Origin of the sequence: Streptomyces sp. NBC_00016, from assembly GCF_045040885.1 — a bacterium.
GTDB lineage: Bacteria > Actinomycetota > Actinomycetes > Streptomycetales > Streptomycetaceae > Streptomyces > Streptomyces coriariae.
The window spans coordinates 189,169-209,814 of sequence record NZ_CP108304.1; the positions used below are offsets into that span (position 1 = coordinate 189,169).

The window sequence follows — 20,646 nt, forward strand, 5'->3', positions numbered from 1 at the left end:
GATCCCGCTTCGGGCCGGAATCTCACCGGCTCGCCAGGGATATGGGAGGGGAATCTTCTGTCCCCTCGGAGAATCGATCGGCCGCGAGCGCGCGACGCGCACGCAGGAGTTCGGAAACGGCGGGGGCCATGGGGTACGGAATAATTCATCCGAAATCGCGATCTTTATTGTGGCCTCGATCCGGGGCCACCCGTCCTGCATTCACTGCCGTGACCAGCAGGGAAAACATATGGAATTCATGAAGGTTGCGGAGGGCGAGCCGCCTCATGAAGGAGATTCGATGACGGTCGGCCCGTGCACCAGAAGTCACGACGAGGAAAGCCGCGCCGCCGCCGGGTCCCTGCTCTGCGCCGCCTGCGTCGGACAGGTGGAACGCAGTCTGCGAGCACTCCCCGGGCTGCACCAGGAGAGCCTGCACCACGTGGCGCCGACGCCCAGGCGGACCAACCCGACCAAGGTGTCGGGAAGTCTCCGGCGGGACCGTCTGAACATCTCGGTGCTGGATGCCCGGCACAACATCCTCGCGACGCTCGAGTCCTGGTCGGAAATCGTCGTGGAACAGCTGACGGTCCCCGCACCGGCGCGCTCGGTGCCGCAGTTGGCAAGGTTTCTGACACGGCATCTGGAGTGGTTGGCGGCCCAGCCGCCGGCCGCCGATTTCGCGGACGAGATCGAGAATCTGGTGGTCGAGTTGCGCAGCACAATAGACCCCGACCCCAGCGGCCTGCACGCGCTCATCCGGAAGTGCGTGGTGGACAACTGCGGCGGGACGATCAGCGCTTCCCTGAAAAACATCGGGAATTCGGGGAGCCGGAGCATCGAGTGCTCCGCGGGACATTCATGGGAAATGACCGAATGGCTGAACCTGAGGCGGCTCATGGAGCAGCAGCGAAAGGGTGTCACCGTATGATGAAACCGCCGCGCCACAGGCTCGTCCCCACGAATGTGGCGGCGCTCGCCGTGGGGGTGTCCGAGGCGACCATCCGCAAGTGGGTGAGCCGCGGGAAGATCACCCGCTACGGAGCGCCGAACTGCCGCTCGCAGTTCGACATCGACGAGCTCACCGAGATCGCCCTGCAGCGCCCGCCCCGGCCCTCGCCGCGCCATCACGCCGGCGGGGCCCGCGCGACGCAGCAGGCGTCGGCAGCCCGGTGACCCACGGCATACGCGCGCGACCTCGCCGCCCCCTGCCCGGCGGTCGCGCCTTCGGGCGTGACCGCCGGGCGGGGGGCGGCATGCTGCGCGAACGGGCCCCGGCCGAAGTGGCCCAGGTCACTTTTCGGTGCTCTTGGCGCGAGGACGACCCCCGTGTCACTATCTACGCACATCCCCCCTGCCCAAAAACGGCCGGGGGACAGCGGTTTGGGTGCCGCGGCCGCCGGTCCGCACAGGACGGACCGGACTTCGGCGACGCAGGGCACCGACTTTCTCCGCATTCAACCACTTGTGCACGCACGGCAGTTCGCGTCGATCCCGCGCGCCGTGGCGGCAACGGCGCCCGGCACCTGCGTGTCCACACACCCCGTCGCACCTTCGCGCCAGCCTGCGCTGCCGGGTGCGGACGGGTGCCTGACGTCCTGCCTTTTTTCTTCCTAGAGATCCGGACGACGCGATCTCGCCGCAGCAACGACAAGGGGAGCTGAGTGGGTTGACGACTCCACCGACCTCAGTGGAAAGGGTTTCGGAAGACCGCCGGGCTCGCTCAGTCGGCATCGGCCGCGCCCATGCCAAGGCCATCCTGCTGGGAGAGCACGCGGTCGTGTACGGGACAGCGGCGCTCGCTCTGCCGATTCCGCAGCTCACGGCCACGGCGAGCGCCGGAAGGTCGTCGCCCGCCGCCGACGCCCAGGGCGAGTTGTCCTTCACCATGACCGGCTCCGCGTCGAGGGAGGTGGTGACGCGCGTCTCCGACGGCCTGCGCCGGCTGACCGCGGCCTTCAAGGAGCGCACGGGCGTCAAGGACACCACGCACCTCGACGTGATCCTCGACGGCGCCATCCCGCCCGGCCGCGGGCTCGGCTCGAGCGCCGCGCACTCGCGGGCGATCGTCCTTGCCCTCGCCGACCTCTTCGGTCTCGAACTGGCCGAGAGCACGGCGTTCGACCTGGTGCAGGCGGCCGAGAACGAAACACACGGCCGGGCCAGCGGCGTGGACACCAAGGCCGTCTGCGCGGCGGGCCCGCTGCGGTTCCAGGCAGGCGAGGCACGGGAGTTGAGCATCGGCTGCGACGGCCTGTTCATCGTCGCCGACAGCGGCACCGCGGGCAGCACCAAGGAGGCGGTCGAGCTGCTGCGTGCGGGATTCGGGCGGGAGGCCGGGGCGCAGGACAGGTTCCTGCGCCGTGCCGCGGAGCTCGTCGCCGAGGCCGAGCAGGCGCTCGCAGAGGGCGAACAAGAAGAGTTCGGCGCGCGGCTGACGGGTTATCACGAGCTGATGCGGGCCGCCGGTCTGAGCACCGACCGGATCGACGCGATGGTCGGGGCGGCGCTCAGGGCGGGCAGTCTCGGCGCGAAGATCACCGGTGGCGGGCTGGGCGGCTGCGTCCTCGCCATGACCCAGCCGGACCAGGCCCGGGAGGTCACCCGGCAACTGCACGAGGCCGGCGCCGTACAGACGTGGGTCGTGCCGCTGAGGAGGCTGGTCGGCCGTGCGCTCTGAACAGCTTGTGCGACCGCGGGTGCCAGACGGGGCGGCGGACGCCACCGCCGTCGCGCACCCGAACATCGCGCTGATCAAGTACTGGGGCAAGAGCGACGAGCGGCTGTTCCTGCCCCGCACCGACAGCCTGTCGATGACCCTGGACATCTTCCCCACGACCACCCGTGTCCGGCTCGCCGACGAGGCGGAGCACGACACGCTCACGTTCAACGGCCGGCCCGCGACGGGCGAGGCCGCACGGCGCATCGTCGCGTTCCTGGACCTGGTGCGCGAGCGGGCCGGCCTCGGCCGGCGGGCCGTCGTCGACACCGAGAACACCGTCCCCACCGGCGCGGGTCTGGCGTCCTCCGCGAGCGGGTTCGCCGCGCTCGCCGTCGCCGCGGCCGCCGCGTACGGCCTGGACCTCGATGCCGCCGCCCTGTCACGCCTGGCCCGGCGCGGATCCGGATCGGCCTCGCGGTCGGTCTTCGGCGGCTTCGCCGTGTGGCACGCCGGCACGACCACGGGCACCGCCACGCAGGCGGACCTGAGTTCGTACGCCGAACCGGTCGAGGCCGGCGGCCTGGACCCGGCACTCGTCATCGCCGTCGTCAACGCGGGCCCCAAGGAGGTCTCCAGCCGGGAGGCCATGCGCCGCACCGTCGACACCTCCCCGCTGTACGAGCCGTGGGCGCTCTCCAGCAAGGCCGACCTGGCCGACATGCGGGCGGCGCTGAGCCGCGGCGACCTTCCCGCGGTGGGCGAGATCGCGGAGCGCAACGCGCTCGGCATGCACGCCACGATGCTGGCGGCGCGGCCCGCCGTGCGGTACATCTCGCCGGCCTCGCTGACCGTCCTGGACAGCGTGCTGCGGCTCCGGCAGGACGGCGTGCCGGCCTACGTGACGATGGACGCCGGCCCGAACGTCAAGGTGCTGTGCCGGCGCGCGGACGCGGAGCGGGTCGCCGAGACCGTGCGCGGCGCCGCTCCCGGCGGCGCGGTGCACATCGCCAAGCCGGGTCCGGGCGCCCGCCTGCTCAGCGAGGACGGATGACGACCGGCCGGCGGAGCGTGGTCCGCCGCGCCCCGGGCAAGTTGTTCGTCGCGGGCGAGTACGCGGTGGTCGAACCCGGCAACCAGGCGATCCTGGTGGCCGTCGACCGGTACCTCACCGCCACCGTGACCACCGCCGAGGAGCCCGGCACCGTCGTCATCTCCTCCGACCTCGCACCGCGCGCGCTGCACCGGCACTGGCAGGACGGCCGGCTGGCCGGAGGCGACGGGCGGACGCCCCATGTGGAGTCCGCGATCGAGACCGTGAGCGACCTGCTCACCGAACGCGGCCTGCCGGTGCCCCCGTTGGACATCTCGATCAGCAGCACCCTGCACGACGGCGGCAGGAAATACGGCCTGGGTTCCAGCGGTGCGGTGACCGTGGCGACCGTCGCGGCCGTGTCGGCGTACTGCGGTCTCAAGCTCACGCCCGACGAGCGGTTCCGCCTGGCCCTGCTCGCCGGCGCCCGCATCGACCCCAAGGGCTCCGGAGGCGACCTCGCCGCCAGCACCTGGGGCGGCTGGATCGCCTACCGGGCACCCGACCGGGACCAGGTCCTCGACCTGGCCCGCAGCCTCGGCGTCCACAAGGCACTGAGCGCCCCCTGGCCCGGTTTCTCGGTACGCCGGCTGCCGCCGCCGGCCGGACTGGCCCTCCAGGTCGGCTGGACCCGCAGCCCGGCCTCGACCACGGCTCTCGTGTCCGACCTGCACCGGCGGACCTGGCGGGGCAGCGCCTCGCACCACAGGTTCGTGGCGGCCACCGGCGACCTGGTGCGTGCCGCCGTCACCGCGCTCGAGGCCGGCGACGGTCCGGGGCTGCTCGATCAGATCCGGCGGGCCCGGCAGGAACTGGCCCGCCTGGACGACGAGGTCGGCCTCGGCATCTTCACGCCCGCGCTGAGCGCGCTGTGCGACGCGGCCGAGGGCGTCGGCGGTGCCGCCAAGCCGTCGGGCGCGGGAGGCGGCGACTGCGGCATCGCCCTGCTCGACGCCGGCGCCCCCCACGACATCTCGCACGTACGGCAACGGTGGGCCGCGGCCGGGGTGCTGCCCCTGCCCGTCCGGCCCGCCACAGAAGGGATCGAACCATGAGTAGTGCTCAGCGCAAGGACGACCACGTCCGGCTCGCCATGGAGCAGCAGCATGCGCACAGCGGACGCAACCAGTTCGACGATGTGTCGTTCGTCCACCACGCCCTGGCCGGCATCGACCGGCCGGATGTGTCCCTGGCCACGACCTTCGCCGGCGTCGCCTGGCAGGCACCGCTCTACATCAACGCGATGACCGGCGGCAGCGTCAAGACAGGGGCCATCAACTCGGACCTGGCCACCGCCGCCCGCGAGACCGGCGTGGCCATCGCGTCCGGTTCCATGCACGCCTACTTCAAGGACCCCTCCTGCGCGGACACCTTCCGGGTGCTGCGCACGCAGAACCCGGACGGGTTCGTCATCGCGAACGTCAACGCGACGGCGTCGGTCGACAACGCGCGGCGCGCCATCGACCTGATCGAGGCGAACGCCCTGCAGATCCACCTCAACACGGCGCAGGAAACCCCCATGCCGGAGGGCGACCGGTCCTTCGGGTCCTGGGCGCCGCAGATCGAGCGGATCGCGGCGGCCGTGGACGTACCCGTGATCGTCAAGGAGGTCGGCAACGGGCTGAGCCGCCAGACGCTCCTCGCGCTGCCGAACCTCGGCGTGGCCGCGGCGGACGTCAGCGGCCGCGGCGGCACGGACTTCGCCCGGATCGAGAACGGCCGGCGCGAACTCGCCGACTACGCCTTCCTGCACAACTGGGGCCAGTCCACCGTCGCCTGTCTCCTGGACGCGCAGGACGTCGGCATCCCCGTGCTGGCCTCCGGCGGGGTCCGCAACCCGCTCGACGTGGCCCGCGCCCTCGCCCTGGGCGCCCGCGCCGTCGGCTCCTCCGGCGGGTTCCTGCGCACCCTGGTCGACAGCGGCGTCCTTGCGCTCGTCACGCAGATCTCGACCTGGCTCGACCAGCTCGCCGCCCTGCAGACCATGCTCGGCGCGCGCACGCCCGCCGACCTCTCGCGCTGCGATCTGCTGATCCACGGCGAGCTGCGGAACTTCTGCCTTGACCGGGGCATCGACACCTGGCGGCTCGCCCAGCGTTCCAGCTCCATCGACGCCCTCCACGAGATGACGGGAAGCACACGATGACTGAAGCACACGCGATCGCCGGAGTCCCGATGCGGTGGGTGGGGCCCCTTCGCATCTCGGGGAACGTCGCCGACACCGAGACCCAGGTTCCGCTGGCCACCTACGAGTCGCCGCTGTGGCCGTCGGTGGGCCGGGGCGCGAAGGTGTCCCGGCTGGCCGAGAAGGGCATCGTCGCCACCCTCGTCGACGAGCGGATGACGCGTTCGGTGCTCGTCGAGGCCACCGACGCGCAGACCGCGCTCACGGCCGCACGCACCATCGAGGCCCGCATCGACGAACTGCGCGAAGTCGTGCGCGGGTGCAGCAGGTTCGCCGAGCTGATCGGCATCCGGCACGAGATCAACGCCAACCTGCTGTTCATCCGGTTCGAGTTCTCCACCGGCGACGCCTCCGGCCACAACATGGCGACCCTCGCCTCCGACGCGCTCCTGGCGCGCCTGCTGCAGACCGTCCCGGGCATCTCCTACGGGTCGATATCCGGCAACTACTGCACGGACAAGAAGGCCACCGCCATCAACGGCATCCTCGGCCGCGGCAAGAACGTGGTCACCGAGCTGCTCGTGCCGCGTGACGTGGTGGCCGACGTCCTGCACACGACGGCCGCGAAGATCGTCGAGCTGAACATCCGCAAGAACCTGCTCGGCACCCTCCTCGCCGGCGGCATCCGCTCGGCCAACGCCCACTACGCGAACATGCTGCTCGCGTTCTACCTGGCCACCGGCCAGGACGCGGCCAACATCATCGAGGGCTCCCAGGGCGTCGTCATGGCCGAGGACCGCGACGGCGACCTCTACTTCGCCTGCACCCTGCCCAACCTGATCGTCGGCACGGTCGGCAACGGCAAGGGCCTCGGCTTCGTGGAGACGAACCTGACCCGGCTCGGCTGCCGGGCCGAAGGCGCCCCGGGCGAGAACGCGCGCCGGCTCGCCGTCCTCGCGGCGGCCACCGTGCTGTGCGGTGAGCTCTCGCTGCTCGCGGCGCAGACGAACCCGGGAGAGCTCATGCGCGCACACGTCCAGCTGGAACGCGACAACAAGACCGCAAAGGTTGGTGTCTAAGGCATGTCCCTCTCCATCGGAATCCACGATCTGTCTTTTGCCACAGCGGAGTTCGTCCTGCCGCACACCGAACTCGCCGCCCACAACGGCACCGAGATCGGCAAGTACCACATCGGCATCGGCCAGGAGTCGATGAGCATCCCCGGCGCCGACGAGGACATCGTGACGATGGCCGCCGCGGCCGCCGCGCCGGTCATCGCCCGGCACGGCAGCGACCGGATACGGACGGTCGTCTTCGCCACGGAGTCCTCGATCGACCAGGCGAAGGCGGCCGGCATCTACGTCCACTCGCTGCTCGGGCTGCCGTCGGCCACCCGCATCGTCGAGCTGAAGCAGGCCTGCTACGGGGCGACGGCCGCCCTCCAGTTCGCCATCGGCCTGGTGCGGCGCGACCCCGCGCAGCAGGTCCTTGTGATCGCCAGCGATGTCTCCAAGTACGAACTGGACAGCCCCGGTGAGGCCACGCAGGGCGCGGCGGCGGTGGCCATGCTGGTCGGTGCGGACCCCGCCCTGGTACGCATCGAGGACCCGTCGGGACTGTTCACCGCCGACGTCATGGACTTCTGGCGGCCCAACTACCGCAACGAGGCCCTGGTCGACGGCCACGAGTCCATCAACGCCTATCTGCAGGCGGTGGAGGGCACCTGGAAGGACTACACCGAGCAGGGCGGCCGCACGCTGGAGGAGTTCGCCGCGTTCTGCTACCACCAGCCGTTCACGAAGATGGCCTACAAGGCCCACCGTCACCTGCTGAACTACTGCGGCCAGGACACCGACAACGACGCCGTCACCGCCGCCATCGGCCGGACCACGGCCTACAACACGGTCATCGGCAACAGCTACACCGCGTCCGTGTACCTGGCCCTGGCCGCGCTGCTCGACCAGGCCGACGACCTGACCGGCAAGGCCATCGGCTTCCTCAGTTACGGCTCCGGCAGCGTCGCCGAGTTCTTCGCCGGGACCGTCACCGCCGGCTACCGGGAGAACCTGCGCACCGACGCCAACCGTGAGGCCATCGCCCGGCGCACGCCGGTCGACCTCGCCGGCTACCGCGACCTGCACGAGCGCTCGTTCCCCACCGACGGCGGCGACCACGCCACCGAGCGGCACACCACCGGCCCGTTCCGGCTGGCCGGGATCAGCGGCCACAAGCGCCTCTACCAGGCGCGCTAGCGGCACCCTTCAGGGCCGGATCGCGCGGGCACCCTGACAGCCCGCCCGCGCGATCCGGCCCTGTCATGGCCCGGCACCTGCCGGCCGTCCGTACAGCCAGTCAAAGACCATATGAGGGGAGGGCAGCCGCATGAGTGACGTCAGGATTCTCGGTACGGGTGCCTACGTGCCGGACCGGATCGTCTCCAACGACGAGGTCGGCGCACCGGCCGGCGTCGACGACGCCTGGATCACCGCCAAAACCGCCATCCGCGAACGCCGCTGGGCCGCCACCCACCAAGCCACCTCCGACCTGGCCACCCAAGCCGCCCGAAACGCACTGGACTGCGCCGGCATCACCGCCGCCGAACTCACCGTCATCATCGTCGCCACCTCCACACCCGACCGCCCCCAACCACCCACCGCCGCCTACGTCCAGCACAACCTCGCCGCCACCCACGCAGCAGCATTCGACATCAACGCCGTCTGCTCCGGCGAAATCTTCGCCCTCAGCGCCGCCGAAGGCACCCTCGCCCGCAAAGGCGGCCACGCCCTGATCATCGGCGCCGACCTCTACTCCCGCATCCTCAACCCCACCGACCGCAAAACCACCGTCCTCTTCGGCGACGGCGCCGGCGCCATGATCCTCGGCCCCGCCACCACCGGCCCCCGCATCCGCCACCTCACCCTGCACACCTACGGCGAACACTCCGACCTCATCCAGGTCCCCGCCGGCGGCAGCCGCCTGCCCACCACCACCCAAACCCTCCAACAAGACCAGCACTACTTCACCATGGACGGACGCGGCGTCCGCCGCTTCGTCGCCGACCACCTCCCCCGACTCACCAAAGAATTCCTCCACGAAGCCGGAACCGTCCCCGACGACATCCGCCACTTCATCCCCCACCAGGCCAACGGCGTCATGCTCGACGACCTCTTCACCCAACTCGCCCTCCCCCACGCCACCATGCACCAGACCCTCACCACCTACGCCAACACCGGCGCCGCCTCCATCCCCCTCACCCTCGACACAGCCCACCGCAACAACGCCCTCCACCCCGGCGACCTCATCCTCCTCGCCGGCTTCGGCGGCGGCATGGCCGCAGGCCTCGCCCTCATCGAATGGTGACGGAGGCCTGCGAGGGCCGGCTGCCGTGGCGGACGCGCTGTCCGGCCACGGCGGCGGCGCCGGGAGCCGGTGCGGCGTGGCCGGCTCCGAAGGCCGCCACGGACCGCCAGATCCGGCGGAGGCAGTAGTTCTTCCACCGCCGGCCGCCGCGCAGCAAGCTGTTCATGTCCGCACCTGCGTGTCTGCGCTCGTCATCATCCGCAGAGATTGCCAAGGTTCACTCGTGGATCGGTGGAAGGAGCAAGGCGTCGCAGGCGTGGGCGGATCCGTCACGCTGCGGGGCGTCAGTCGATGCCGCGTACGACGTGGGGTTCCAGGGGGTCGTCCTCGTCGATGCCGGCGAGCCGCAGCGGCGGGGCGAGGGCCTGGGCGTCCTGGTACTGCCTGTTGTTCTCCTCCGGCGTGTCGTACATCTAGTCCTCCTCGGGTGGGCTCAGTAGCGGTAGTGGTCCGGCTTGTAGGGGCCCGCGGCGTCGACGCCGATGCAGGCGGCCTGCTCGGGGCGCACGGTGGTCAGCGACCTTGAAGTCCGTGACGTCAGTGCTGGGCTGCGAGGACATGCCGGGTACTCCTTGGGTTCGCTGCGTTGCGGTGGATTTCGAGCGTCGCCGTCGAGCGGTTCAGCGTGATGTAGTGCAGTCCGGGGGCGCCTTCGGCGAGGAGGCGCTGGGCCATCGCGGTGGCGTGCTCGACGCCGATGCGGTGGCCTTCGGCGGGCTCGTCGCGCACGGCGTCCAGGCGGTGGGCCAGGTCCTCGGGGAAGGCGGCGCCGCTGAGGGCGGCGAAGCGGGCGATCTGGCGTACGTCGGTGGCGGGCATGATCTCCGGGATGATCGGGGTGTCGCAGCCCGCGGCGGCCACCCGGTCGCGCAGCCGCAGATAGTCCTCGACGCGGAAGAACATCTGGGTGATGGCGTAGTCGGCGCCCGCCCTGCACTTGTCGACGAAGTGGCGGATCTCGCTGTCCCAGTCCGGCGAGCGCGGATGCCGCTCGGGGAAGGCGGCCACGCCGACGCTGAAGTCGCCCGACTCCTTGACCAGAGCGACCAGTTCATGGGCGTGGGTGAAGCCGTCGGGGTGGCGTCTCCAGGGGGCGTTGGGGTCGCCGGGCGGGTCGCCGCGCAGGGCGAGGACGTCGCGCACGCCGGCATCGGCGTACTGGCCGATGATGTGGCGCAGCTCCGCCACCGAGTGGCCGACCGCGGTGAGATGGGCGACGGGGCGCAGGGTGGTCTGGGTCGCGATCCGTTTGGTCACCTCGACGGTGCGGTCCCGGGAGGAGCCGCCGGCGCCGTAGGTGACCGAGACGAAGGCCGGCGCGAGGGGTTCGATCCGGCGGATCGCCTCCCACAGCGTCCGTTCGCCCTGGGCCGTCTTCGGCGGGAAGAACTCGAAGGAGAACGACGGGGTCCCCCGGCCGAGGGTGTCGCGCAGGGTGGTCACGGGCGGCCTCCGGCGTTGAAGTAGCTGGCCTGTGGGTGGTGCACGACGATCGCGTCCGTGGACTGTTCGGGGTGCAGCTGGAACTCCTCAGACAGGTGGACGCCGATGCGCTCCGGCCGGAGCAGGCCGGCGATCTTGGCGCGGTCCTCCAGGTCGGGACAGGCCGGGTAGCCCAGGGAGTAGCGGCAGCCCTGGTACTCGGTACGCAGCATGGCGTCCAGGGAGTCCGGGTCGGCCGAGGCGATGCCGAGTTCGCCGCGCACGCGTGCGTGCCAGTACTCGGCGAGGGCTTCGGCCAGCTGCACGGACAGGCCGTGCAGTTCGAGGTAGTCGCGGTAGGAGTTCGACTCGAACAGCCTGGCGGTCTCCTCGCCGATGCGGGAGCCGACGGTGACGACCTGGAGGCCGACGACGTCGCTCTCCCCCGATTCCTGGGGGCGGAAGAAGTCGGCCAGGCACAGGCGGCGGCCGCGGCGCTGGCGGGGGAAGGTGAAGCGGGTCAGTTCGGAGCCGTTGTCGTCCAGCAGGATCAGGTCGTCGCCCTTGGAGACGGCACGGAAGTAGCCGTGGACGACGGCCGCCTCGAGGAGGTTGTCGGTCTGGAGGCGGTCCAGCAGGCCGCGCAGCCGGGGCCTGCCCTCGGTCTCGACGAGTTCCTCGTAGCTCGGTCCGTCGCCGGCGCGGGTCTGCTTCAGGCCCCACTGGCCCTTGAACAGGGCGCTCTCGTCGAGCCAGGAGGCGTATTCCCTGAGGGGGATGCCCTTGACGACGCGGGTGCCCCAGAACGGCGGTGCGGGCACGCGGTTGTCGGTGGCGATGTCGGAGCGTCCTGCCTCTTCGGGGTGCTCCGGTGTGACGAGGGCACTCGCGGTGGTCCTGACCCGGCGCTGTTTGAGTTCGGGCAGCTTCGCGCCGGGCACGCCCCGCTTGACGCCGATGAGGGCGTCCATGAGGGAGAGGCCCTCGAAGGCGTCGCGGGCGTAGCGGACCTCGCCCTGGTAGATGTCGTGCAGGTCCTGTTCGACGTAGGCGCGGGTGAGGGCGGCGCCGCCGAGGATGACGGGGTAGTTCGCGGCCAGGCCACGGGTGTTGAGTTCCTGCAGGTTCTCCTTCATGATCACCGTGGACTTGACCAGCAGACCCGACATGCCGATGACGTCGGCCCGGTGCTCGGCGGCGGCCTCCAGGATCGCGGAGAGCGGCTGCTTGATGCCGAGGTTGACGACGTTGTAGCCGTTGTTGGACAGGATGATGTCGACGAGGTTCTTGCCGATGTCGTGGACGTCGCCGCGCACGGTGGCCAGCACGATGGTGCCCTTGCCCTCGGCGTCCGACTTCTCCATGTGCGGTTCGAGGTAGGCGACGGCGGTCTTCATGACCTCGGCGGACTGCAGCACGAACGGCAGCTGCATCTGGCCGGAACCGAACAGTTCACCGACCACCTTCATGCCGTCCAGCAGCGTCTCGTTGACGATGTCGAGGGCGGGGCGGGTCTGGAGGGCCTCGGCGAGGTCGGTGTCCAGGCCGTTCTTCTCGCCGTCGATGATCCGCCGCTTGAGACGCTCGTCCAGCGGCAGCGCGGCCAGCTCCTCGGCCTTGCCCGCCTTCAGGGACTTGGTGGTGGCGCCCTCGAACAGCGCCATCAGCTTCTGCAGCGGGTCGTAGCCCTCGGCGCGGCGGTCGTGGATCAGGTCGAGGGCGGTCTGCACCTCCTCCTCGCTGAAGCGGGCGATGGGCAGGATCTTCGACGCGTGGACGATCGCCGAGTCCAGGCCCGCCTTCACACACTCGTCGAGGAAGACCGAGTTGAGCAGGATCCGCGCGGCCGGGTTCAGGCCGAAGGAGATGTTCGACAGGCCCAGCGTGGTCTGCACGTCCGGGCGGCGGCGCTTGAGCTCGCGGATCGCCCCGATCGTCGCGATACCGTCCCCCCGGGACTCCTCCTGGCCGGTGCAGATGGTGAAGGTCAGGGTGTCGATGAGGATGTCCGGCTCCTGGATGCCCCAGTTCGTCGTCAGGTCCTCGATGAGCCGCTCGGCGATGGCGACCTTCGTCTCGACGGTCCGGGCCTGGCCCTCCTCGTCGATGGTCAGCGCGATCAGCGCGGCGCCGTGCTCCCGGGCCAGCGCGGTCACCTTGGCGAAACGGGACTCGGGACCGTCGCCGTCCTCGTAGTTCACGGAGTTGATGACCGCGCGGCCGCCGAGCCGCTCCAGGCCCGCCCGGATGACGGGGACCTCCGTGGAGTCCAGGACGATCGGCAGCGTGGAGGCGGTGGCGAAGCGGCCGGCCAGCTCGTCCATGTCGGCGACACCGTCACGGCCCACGTAGTCGACACACAGGTCCAGCATGTGCGCGCCCTCACGGATCTGGTCCCGGGCCATCTCCACACAGTCGTCCCAGCGGCCCTCCAGCATCGCCTCACGGAACTTCTTCGAACCGTTGGCGTTCGTGCGCTCACCAATCGCCATGTACGCGGTGTCCTGACGGAACGCCACGCTCTGGTAGAGCGAGGCGGCGCCGGGCTCGGGCTGCGGCTGCCGCGGTGCCGGGGCCATGCCGCGGACCCGTTCGACGACCTGGCGCAGGTGCTCGGGCGTCGTGCCGCAGCAGCCGCCAACCAGCGAGAGGCCGTACTCGCGGACGAAGTTCTCCTGGGCGTCGGCCAGTTCGGAGGCGGTCAGCGGGTAGTGGGCGCCGTTCGTGCCCAGCACGGGCAGGCCCGCGTTGGGCATGCAGGACAGCCGGATGCGGCTGTGGCGGGCCAGATAGCGCAGGTGCTCGCTCATCTCGGCGGGTCCGGTCGCGCAGTTCAGGCCGATCATGTCGATGCCGAGGGGTTCCAGCGCGGTCAGCGCGGCACCGATCTCGGAGCCGAGCAGCATCGTGCCGGTCGTCTCCACCGTCACGGACACGATGAGCGGCACGTCGAGGCCCAGCGCCTGAAGGCCGCGGCGGGCCCCGAGGACGGAGGCCTTGGTCTGCAGCAGGTCCTGGGTGGTCTCGACGAGCAGCGCGTCGGCGCCGCCCGCGACCAGGCCCTCGGCGTTTTGCTGGTAGGCGTCGCGCAGGACGGTGTAGGGGGCGTGGCCCAGGGTGGGCAGTTTGGTGCCGGGGCCGATGGAGCCCAGCACCCAGCGCGGGCGGCCGTCGCGTCCGGTGTACTCGTCGGCCGCCTCGCGGGCCACGCGGGCGCCGGCCCGGGACAGTTCGTGGACGCGTCCGGCGATGTCGTACTCGCCCAGGGCCGCGTGGTTGGCGCCGAAGGTGTTCGTCTCGACGCAGTCGACGCCCGCGTCGAAGTACGCGCGGTGCACGGAGCGGACGATGTCGGGGCGGGTGACGTTGAGGATCTCGTTGCAGCCCTCGAGCTGCTCGAAGTCCTCGAGGGTGGGCTCCTGTTCCTGGAGCATGGTGCCCATCGCGCCGTCGGCGACCACCACGCGGGTGGCGAGCGCCTCGCGGAACGCGGCGATGCGGGCCTGCTGGCCGGCGCTCATGCCTGTTCTCCGAGGACGGATGCGAGCGGGCCGCTCGCCCGGGGACCGTAGGTCCGCTCGACGACGGCGGCCAGCTGTGCCGGGTCGACCTCGTAGGACTGTGAGCCCACCGCGCCGAGGACCACGGCGGCCAGCGCGTTGCCCAGCCGGGCTGCGGCCTCCAGCGGCACCCGGTGGCTGACGGCGGCCAGGAAACCGGCGCGGAAGGCGTCGCCGACACCGGTCGGGTCGCTCGTGACGGCGTCGGGGACCGCGGGCACGACGAGCGGGCTCTGTCCGGCGCGTTCGATGCGTACGCCCTTCTCGCCCAGGGTGGTCACCCAGGTGCCGGCGGCCGCGAGGACGTCGTCATGGCTGAAGCCGGTGCGCTCCTTCAGCAGCGCGGCCTCGTACTCGTTGGTGAACAGCCAGGTGGCGCCGTCCACCAGGGCACGGACCTGGTCGCCGTCCAGGCGGGCCAGTTGCTGCGAGGGGTCGGCCGCGAAGGGGATGTCCAGGGCCCGGCACTGGGCGGTGTGCCGCAGCATCGCCGAGGGATCGTTGGGCGAGATGAGGACCAGGCCCGGCCGGTCGGGGCCGGTGAACAGGGCGCGCAGGTCGATGTCGTGTGCCTGTGTCATCGCGCCCGCGTAGAACGCGGCGATCTGGTTGGCGTCCTCGTCGGTGATGCACATGAAGCGGGCCGTCTGCCGTTCGGCGCAGACCCGCACTCCCGTGGTGTCGACGCCGTGCTCCTTCAGCCACACCTCGTACTCGGCGAAGTCCGTGCCGACCGCCCCGACCAGGAGCGGCGACAGCCCGAAGCCGCCGAGGCCGAAGGCGATGTTGGCGGCGACGCCGCCCCGGCGCACCTCCAGGCGGTCGACGAGGAAGGACAGCGAGACATGGGCGAGCTGGTCGGGCAACAGCTGGTCGGCGATCCGTCCGGGGAAAACCATCAGATGGTCGGTGGCTATGGATCCTGTCACCGCGATGCGCACAAGAACTCCTTCGCTCGCTTCGAGTCGCTGATCGCCGGTGGTGCGCAGCGTCGGCCGCGGCCGTCGGGCCCGGCCGTCCGGGTGCCGGGCTCAGATGCCCGCGGCTGCCTTGAGCTGCGGGGCGCGGTCGGTGTGTTCCCAGGTGAAGTCGGGCAGCTCGCGGCCGAAGTGGCCGTAGGCGGCGGTCTGGGCGTAGATCGGGCGCAGCAGGTCGAGGTCGCGGATGATCGCGGCCGGGCGCAGGTCGAAGACCTCCCCGATGGCCTGCTGGATCCTGTCCACCGCGACGGTGTGGGTGCCGAAGGTCTCCACGAACAGTCCCACCGGCTCGGCCTTGCCGATCGCGTACGCCACCTGCACCTCGCACCGCGAGGCCAGGCCGGCCGCGACGACGTTCTTGGCCACCCAGCGCATCGCGTACGCGGCGCTGCGGTCCACCTTGGAGGGGTCCTTGCCGGAGAAGGCGCCGCCGCCGTGGCGGGCCATTCCGCCGTACGTGTCGATGATGATCTTGCGTCCGGTCAGGCCCGCGTCGCCCATCGGGCCGCCGATCTCGAAGCGTCCCGTCGGGTTGACCAGCAGGCGGTAGCCCTCCGTCTCCAGCTTGATCCCCTCGTCGGCGAGCTGTCCCAGCACATGCTCGACGACCTCCTTGCGGATGTCGGGCGTGAGCAGGGACTCCAGGTCGATGTCGGAGGCATGCTGCGAGGAGACCACCACGGTGTCCACGCGGACCGCCTCGTCACCGTCGTACTCGATGGTGACCTGCGTCTTGCCGTCGGGCCGCAGGTACGGGACGGTGCCGTCCTTGCGGACCTGCGTCAGACGGCGCGCGAGCCGGTGCGCCAGCTCGATGGGCAGCGGCATCAGGTTCGGCGTCTCGTCCGTCGCGTAGCCGAACATCAGGCCCTGGTCACCGGCGCCCTGCCGGTCCAGCTCGTCCTCGTCGCCCTCGACCCGCGACTCGTACGCCGTGTCCACGCCCTGGGCGATGTCCGCCGACTGCGCGCCGATGGACAGCGACACCCCGCACGAGGCCCCGTCGAAGCCCTTGGCCGACGAGTCGTAGCCGATGTCGAGGATGGCGTCGCGCACCAGCTGGGCGATCGGAGCGTAGGCCGAGGTGGTGACCTCGCCGGCGATGTGCACCTGGCCGGTGGTGATCAGCGTCTCCACCGCGACCCGCGAGGCGGGGTCCTGACGCAGCAGCGCGTCCAGGATCGTGTCGCTGATCCGGTCCGCGATCTTGTCGGGATGTCCTTCGGTCACGGACTCCGAGGTGAAAAGACGTCGGGACATGACTCTCCAGATGGTTGATGGCCCAGGCGAAGGGCGTCCGAGGCGGGCGGGGGCCGCCCGTGTCACAGCCACGATGTGCGACCTCGAACGAGGAGCACTTGAAGAGCGGCGGAACAGCAGCGGAGCGGATCGCCCATGCGGCTGTGCTCCGCCGCGGCGGGGCCGGCGCGCGCGGACCTGCCGGTGCCGTGGCGCACCGGATCCGTACCGCAACGGATCCGTCCCGCACCGGATCCCGTCCTGCGATCCGTCCTGCACCGGATCCCGTCCCGCGGTCCGTCCTGCACCGGATCCCGTCCCGCGCCGGATCCCGTCCCGCGCCGGATCCCGTCCCGCGGTCCGTCCTGCACCGGATCCCGTCCCGCCGGGGATCCGTTCTGCACCGGATCACCTCCCGCCGGGGATCCGTTCTGCACCGGATCCCGTCCCGCCGGGGAGCCGTTCTGTTCCGGAGCCGTCCGGTGGGGCGTTCGTCCCGCCTCAGCCGTCCGGTGCGGCGTCCCGGAGGGCACGGGCGAGTGCGAGGGCCCGCGCCCGCTCGTCCTCGAACGCGCCGGCGAGCACCACTCGGGGCGGGCGGCCGCCGTCGGCCCCGATCCGCCGGGCGATGTCGCAGGCGAGGGCACCCGCGCCGGAGAACCCTGCGAGCAGCAGGGGCAGGCCGGCCGCGCGGGCGGCCAGGGCGGGCCCGGCGTCCTCGGCGCCGGCGCCGGCGGTGAGGACCAGCAGTTCCTGCGGGCCCGCGTAGGTGTGGGGCAGCAGGTCGTAGCAGGTCGTGGCCGCGCCCGGCGGCGGGACCAGGCAGATCGTGCCCGCCTGTTCCTGCCCCGCGGCGCGCAGGGTGACCAGCACGGTGTCGCGGCCGGCTGCGACAGCGTCGGCCATGCGGGGTACGGCCCTGCCCTGCAAAAGCTTCAGCACCTGCGCGACGGTGGTGGACTCAGCGGCCCACAAGGGGAGTTCACGCAGCAGCAGGGCACTTTGCACCAGCAGTTCGGCAGCGGCCTCCTCGTCGAGCACGTCACGGTCGTGCACCCCGGTGAGGACCAGGCCGCCGGCGTTGTCGTGGTGGGCGAGCAGTCCGATGGGCAGCACCGAGCGGGCGGGGACGGTGCCCGAGAACTCGGCCCGTATCCCCTGTGCGGCGAGTTCGTCCTCCAGGCCTTCCACCGGATGCGGCGGGTCCTCGAAGACGAGGACGGTGCCGGCGGGGTCGGTGCCCGGACCGTGCCGGTCCCGGGAACGGATCCGGTCGGCGGGGACCCATTCGTAGGCGGCCATGTCCAGGGCGTGGTCGCGCAGGCGCCGCATCAGGTCCGTCAGCGTGCCCGCCGGGTCCACCTCGACGGTTACGGGCAGCGCGTTGCGCAGCGGTCCCGGCATCCGGGCCACGCCGTCGAGCGGTATCGCGCGTCCGGCAACGCTCACCGCGAAGCAGACCGGGGCCGGGCCGGCGGCGTCGGAGGCGCGGTGGATGAGTATCGCCCAGACGGCCTGCAGTGCGCTGCTCTCCGCGATGCCCCACAGGCCGGCCCAGCGCGCGAGGCGGATGGTTTCTGCAGGGTCCAGGCGCAGCCGGGCGCGGCCGACCCCGGTCAGCCGCGTGGCTCCCCCGGCGGGGCGGCCCGGTCGCGACGCCGCGGTGTCGGGCGGGGCGGAGCGCGCCCAGAACACCCGTACGGGCTCGAGGTCCTGGGCCGCGATCCAGGCGGTGTAGTCGCGCAGGTCGGGGCGGCGCTCGCCACCGGGCAGGGTGCCGCCGGCGAGGTAGGCCCGGTAGAACTCGCGCAGCAGGATGTGCGCGCTCCAGGTGTCGAGGAGCGCCCGGTGGTAGGTGAGGACGATCCGGGTGGGCGGGGCGGTGTCGTCGGGTGCGGTGTGCTCCGTCTCCAGCAGGGTCAGGCGCAGTGCTCCGGGGCAGCGCAGGTCGAAGCCGCGCAGCCGGTCGCGCTCCAGGAGCGGCTGCCAGTCGTCGCCGCGATGGATGCGGCGGGTGATGTCGGCAGTGACCCGGCTGTGCACCATGAGCTGCGGTTCGGGGCCGCCGGTGAACGCGGTGCGCAGCACCGCTTCGCAGTCGAAGACGGACTGCCAGGCCGCGGTGAAGCGTTCCGGGTCGAGCGGGCCGTGCCAGACCCAGACGAGCTGCTCGACATGGCGGCCGGTGCCGGGCCGTGCGTCGCCGCCGGTGAACAGCGCCGCCTGCTGGGGGGTGGCCTTGAAGAGGGACGGGATGGGGGCGGTGGAGGCGTCGGCCAGCTGTGTCAGCAGGTCCCGCAGCAGGTCCGCGAGGGCGGCCACGGAGGTGTCGGTGATGCCTTCGGTGAGGTCGTGGGTCCGCTCGAGGCCGATGTGCAGCCTGCCGCCGGCGATCTGGGCGTGCGCCTCGAGGGGGTGTGCGGGCCGGCCCGGCCGGTGCGGTGCGCTGCCGCGCACGGGGTGCACGGAGGCGGGCAGCAGCTCGCCCGGAGCGTGCAGGTGCAGACAGACCTGGGCGGGTGCCAGTTCGCGCAGGGCATCGCGCAGCAGCGGGTCGGGGCTCCACTCCCGGCAGGCCCCGAAACCCGCGCCGCCCGTGGCGTGGCCTGCGGCGGCGGCCAGGGGGCCGGCCAGCGCGGCCAGTTGGCCGAGGGGGTCGAGGCCGGGTTCCAGGGTGAGGTGGACCGGGTGCAGGTCGGTGAGCCGGCCCACGTGACGCCGTAGGCCCTGGTGGCCGGGCCTGGGGTCGCTGCGGACGTCGAGGCTGATGTCGTCGACGCCCTGCCAGCGGGCGAGGGCCAGGGCGAACACGCCGGTCAGGAGCTGCCCGGCGGTCAGCGCGAGCCGCTGGGCCAGGCCCTGGGTGATCCGCTCGGTGACGTCCTCGTCCAGGGGGAAGCTCAGAGCACAGCCCTGGGCGGGGCCCTGGGCGAAGTCCTGGGCGACGCCTTGGCCGGGGTCCTGGGCGGGGCCGGTGTGCAGGGTCTTGCCGGGTGCGGTGTCTTGCGTGTCGGCGGAGACGATGCCGGCGCTGCCGCCGGGCCGGGTCACCCGTGCGGACCGGCGGGAGCTGAGCGCCCGGGACCTGCGCCCTGCGACGGAGGTCCAGTGGCGGACCTCGGCGGGGTCGCGGGCCAGCTCCCGCAGTCCGGTGACCCAGTCGGCCAGGCCGTCCGGGGCATACGGCGCTCGCGCCGGAACTGCGGGCGCGGCCGCGCCGAGGGCGGCCGTCAGGTCGTCGAGCAGGATCTTCCAGGACGCGGCGTCCACGGCGAGTTCATGGACGACCACGGCGAGCCGGTCGGCGCGCGGTCCTGCCGGACGGCGGTCTCGGGCGAGCAGGGCCCGCAACTGGACGCCCAGGTACGCGTCGAGAGTGCGGCCGACCGAGGCAACCGCTGCGGCGAAGCCGGCCTCGTCACTGAACTCCCCCTCCACCAGCAGCTCCTGGCCGCCTCCCGCCGCGGCCCCAGCCGCAGTCCCGGCCCCGGCCTCGGCGCCGGCCCCGGCCGCAGTCCCGGCCCCGACCTCGGCGCCGGCCCCGGCCGCAGTCCCGGCCCCGAGCTCGGCTCCGGTCCTGTCCGCAGTCCCGGCCCCGGGGCCGTATCCGTCCGCGGCTTCGGACCGGGGCACGGCGCCGGCCCCGGTCTTGCCGGCAGCCCCGCCGGCGGTCATGGCCTGCCCGGCCGGCCGGCCGGCCGCAGGGTCGAGGCGGGAGCGCAGCTGGGGGTGGGCGGTCAGGACCGCGTGCAGCGCCTCGCGCACCGCGGCCGCGTCCAGCGGAGCGGCCGCTTCGATGAACACCGCCTCGTAGCCGTGTCCGGCGGCGGGTGTGAGGAGCGCGTACTGGGCGGGGGCGAGCGGGCGGTCGGCCGGGCGCGGCTCGGTGAGCAGGTCGGCGATGCGGCCCACCGCGGTCGCGGCGGCCGCCCCTCGCGGCGCTGTGAACCGGAGCGTGTGATGGTCGGGGCCGTGCCGCAGCAGCCGGTGGCGGGGCACGGTCCCGGCCGGCTCACCGGCGGTGAGTTCGCCCAGGACGTGTTCGAGGGCGGCGGGGTCGAGGGGCCCGCGCAGCTGGAGGTCCCAGGGGGCCGTGGACGGGGCGGGCCCGGGGGCGACGACCACGAAGATCGCCTCGCGCGAGGAGCGGGAAACAGTCATGCGTGTCCGGGGGGTGCGGTCCGCTGGGGCCGGCGCGTTCCCCTCTCTCCTTTCTGTGGGCGCTGCAC

The 20,646-nt window shown here is 72.0% G+C and carries 16 protein-coding genes and 1 pseudogene; 9 read left to right on the top strand and 8 right to left on the bottom strand.

Annotated elements, in window-relative coordinates:
- Window positions 1-229: 229 nt before the first annotated feature.
- The 9 genes from OG933_RS00870 to OG933_RS00910 all read left to right on the top strand — a co-directional run bounded on the left by OG933_RS00870 (window position 230) and on the right by OG933_RS00910 (window position 9,216).
- The gene (locus OG933_RS00870) at window positions 230-910 is read left to right on the top strand and encodes a hypothetical protein (protein ID WP_405624811.1); all 681 of its coding nucleotides are present in this window, start codon (window positions 230-232) and stop codon (window positions 908-910) included.
- On the top strand, window positions 907-1,155 hold the full coding sequence (locus OG933_RS00875) for a hypothetical protein (RefSeq protein ID WP_362536220.1): 249 nt from the start codon (window positions 907-909) through the stop codon (window positions 1,153-1,155). Before OG933_RS00870 ends, OG933_RS00875 begins: the two co-directional genes overlap by 4 nt.
- 514 nt (window positions 1,156-1,669) lie before the next feature.
- Window positions 1,670-2,659, top strand: coding sequence for a mevalonate kinase (gene mvk / locus OG933_RS00880; protein ID WP_362536218.1), 990 nt, complete (start codon window positions 1,670-1,672; stop codon window positions 2,657-2,659).
- Window positions 2,649-3,692 carry a diphosphomevalonate decarboxylase gene (mvaD, locus tag OG933_RS00885; protein ID WP_405624814.1) on the top strand — a complete coding sequence of 348 codons (1,044 nt, stop codon included), beginning with the start codon at window positions 2,649-2,651 and terminating at the stop codon, window positions 3,690-3,692. Before mvk ends, mvaD begins: the two co-directional genes overlap by 11 nt.
- A complete protein-coding gene (locus OG933_RS00890) occupies window positions 3,689-4,786 on the top strand; it encodes a phosphomevalonate kinase (protein ID WP_405624815.1) in 1,098 nt (365 codons plus the stop codon). Before mvaD ends, OG933_RS00890 begins: the two co-directional genes overlap by 4 nt.
- Window positions 4,783-5,877: a type 2 isopentenyl-diphosphate Delta-isomerase gene (gene fni, locus OG933_RS00895; RefSeq protein WP_362536212.1), complete on the top strand. Its 1,095-nt coding sequence runs from the start codon at window positions 4,783-4,785 to the stop codon at window positions 5,875-5,877. The genes OG933_RS00890 and fni overlap by 4 nt, the downstream gene beginning before the upstream one ends.
- On the top strand, window positions 5,874-6,935 hold the full coding sequence (locus tag OG933_RS00900) for a hydroxymethylglutaryl-CoA reductase (protein ID WP_159051356.1): 1,062 nt from the start codon (window positions 5,874-5,876) through the stop codon (window positions 6,933-6,935). The genes fni and OG933_RS00900 overlap by 4 nt, the downstream gene beginning before the upstream one ends.
- Window positions 6,936-6,938: 3 nt before the next feature.
- A complete protein-coding gene (locus tag OG933_RS00905) occupies window positions 6,939-8,108 on the top strand; it encodes a hydroxymethylglutaryl-CoA synthase (RefSeq protein WP_362536209.1) in 1,170 nt (389 codons plus the stop codon).
- Between the two features lie 130 nt (window positions 8,109-8,238).
- Entirely contained in the window at window positions 8,239-9,216 is a 978-nt protein-coding gene (locus OG933_RS00910) for a 3-oxoacyl-ACP synthase III family protein (RefSeq protein WP_405624802.1), read from the top strand.
- On the opposite strand, the gene OG933_RS00915 is transcribed toward OG933_RS00910, so the two are convergent.
- The 8 genes and pseudogenes from OG933_RS00915 to OG933_RS00950 all read right to left on the bottom strand — a co-directional run bounded on the left by OG933_RS00915 (window position 9,203) and on the right by OG933_RS00950 (window position 20,578).
- On the bottom strand, window positions 9,203-9,382 hold the full coding sequence (locus tag OG933_RS00915) for a hypothetical protein (protein ID WP_362536712.1): 180 nt from the start codon (window positions 9,380-9,382) through the stop codon (window positions 9,203-9,205). The genes OG933_RS00910 and OG933_RS00915 overlap by 14 nt on opposite strands.
- A gap of 118 nt (window positions 9,383-9,500) precedes the next feature.
- Window positions 9,501-9,629, bottom strand: a complete 129-nt coding sequence (locus tag OG933_RS00920) for a hypothetical protein (RefSeq protein ID WP_362536714.1) — start codon at window positions 9,627-9,629, stop codon at window positions 9,501-9,503.
- Between the two features lie 20 nt (window positions 9,630-9,649).
- Window positions 9,650-9,733 (bottom strand): annotated as a pseudogene (locus tag OG933_RS00925) (adenosylhomocysteinase); the annotation flags it as partial.
- A gap of 20 nt (window positions 9,734-9,753) precedes the next feature.
- Window positions 9,754-10,659 carry a methylenetetrahydrofolate reductase [NAD(P)H] gene (gene metF, locus OG933_RS00930; protein WP_405624817.1) on the bottom strand — a complete coding sequence of 302 codons (906 nt, stop codon included), beginning with the start codon at window positions 10,657-10,659 and terminating at the stop codon, window positions 9,754-9,756.
- The gene (gene metH / locus OG933_RS00935) at window positions 10,656-14,159 is read right to left on the bottom strand and encodes a methionine synthase (protein ID WP_405624819.1); all 3,504 of its coding nucleotides are present in this window, start codon (window positions 14,157-14,159) and stop codon (window positions 10,656-10,658) included. Before metH ends, metF begins: the two co-directional genes overlap by 4 nt.
- Window positions 14,156-15,139: a carbohydrate kinase family protein gene (locus tag OG933_RS00940; protein ID WP_405624820.1), complete on the bottom strand. Its 984-nt coding sequence runs from the start codon at window positions 15,137-15,139 to the stop codon at window positions 14,156-14,158. The genes metH and OG933_RS00940 overlap by 4 nt, the downstream gene beginning before the upstream one ends.
- A 90-nt stretch (window positions 15,140-15,229) precedes the next feature.
- Window positions 15,230-16,438: a methionine adenosyltransferase gene (gene metK / locus OG933_RS00945; RefSeq protein WP_405624822.1), complete on the bottom strand. Its 1,209-nt coding sequence runs from the start codon at window positions 16,436-16,438 to the stop codon at window positions 15,230-15,232.
- Between the two features lie 480 nt (window positions 16,439-16,918).
- On the bottom strand, window positions 16,919-20,578 hold the full coding sequence (locus OG933_RS00950; protein ID WP_405624824.1) for a condensation domain-containing protein: 3,660 nt from the start codon (window positions 20,576-20,578) through the stop codon (window positions 16,919-16,921).
- Window positions 20,579-20,646: the final 68 nt, after the last annotated feature.